Below are 1,075 nucleotides of genomic sequence, written 5' to 3'. Positions count from 1 at the left end.
CACAAAAACTGTCGCGGGATGGAGCAGCCCGGTAGCTCGTCAGGCTCATAACCTGAAGGTCGTAGGTTCAAATCCTACTCCCGCAACCAACTTAACTTCCGAAGCGCCCTCTTGGGCGCTTCTGTTGTTTTTGGACCCGTCAATCACCGCTTTTTGCTGCGCAATCGCCTGATCCGTCAGTTGTGGGTTGGCTTTCTCTTGTGTGGCCATCCCTAGGATGCCCGCGAGTGATCCATGAAGATCAGATACCAGACGGTTTTCGCCTACGTCCGGTGTCAAAACGATCTTATCGATCAATGATCGAACAATTTCCGTCGCCTCAGCGCGATGCTCAGGCGTGTTCAGTGTTTCGATCAATTTACCCACCTGTTCTTGATACAGGTGAGCCATGTTCGGATGCAGAAGCGGCGGCGCAACCTCAACATCCTTCAACATTTCTTCTAATTCCAATCTACGCGCCTCCAGCGAATGCATTTTATCGCGAATAGGGGCGACAGGTGCACCTTCGGCAATGGCGTCAACCATCTGGGATAGTTTCTTTTTCGTGGTGTTGAGTTCACGTCGGAATTGATTCGTTGCAGCGTCATGCTCGCGACGCAGCTTGTTCATGTGTTCCGTGAAGGCTTCACAAAAGACAGCGCAAAGCTCAGGTTCCATCAAGTGTTCTCTCAGAGCGCCGAGTACATCCTGTTCAAGCTTGCTTCGGTGTATGGACAAGCGGTTAGAGCATGTGCCTTTGTTGCGTGCTGTGGAGCAGCCGAGACGGTCATGAGAAATCATTGAGAAGCCGCCACCGCAACATCCACATTTGGTCAATCCAGAGAGCAGGTAGCGTGGTCGTTGCTTCGCCCAGAATTTGCTTCCTCGCTCGTCCAGTTTTTTCTGACGTGCTTTTACGGAGTGCCAAAGCTCCTCATCTATGGTCCGAAGCTCGGGCAAGTCACGGACGATCCAATCCGTCTCGGGATTCAATTTAGATATTCGCTTGAGCCTCCCCAACTGAACTGGTCCACCGTTATGTTTAGGAAACGGAGGACCACGAATGGCAAACAAGAGACCGAAGCCCGAAGAGATT

General features: G+C 51.7%; 1 protein-coding gene and 1 tRNA gene. One reads left to right on the top strand and one right to left on the bottom strand.

The window, feature by feature from the left end; translation table 11 throughout:
- The first annotated feature begins 12 nt into the window (after nucleotides 1–12).
- Nucleotides 13–89 (top strand) — tRNA-Met (locus ACR0AG_RS22390).
- On the opposite strand, the gene ACR0AG_RS22385 is transcribed toward ACR0AG_RS22390, so the two are convergent.
- Entirely contained in the window at nucleotides 46–816 is a 771-nt protein-coding gene (locus ACR0AG_RS22385; protein WP_480842887.1) for a recombinase zinc ribbon domain-containing protein, read from the bottom strand. The genes ACR0AG_RS22390 and ACR0AG_RS22385 overlap by 44 nt on opposite strands.
- Nucleotides 817–1,075 lie beyond the last annotated feature (259 nt).

The sequence above is a fragment of the Ruegeria sp. H6 genome, assembly GCF_056532975.1.
The sequence above is the reverse complement of the archived record's forward strand: the minus strand, read 5'-3'. Positions and strand labels throughout refer to the sequence as shown.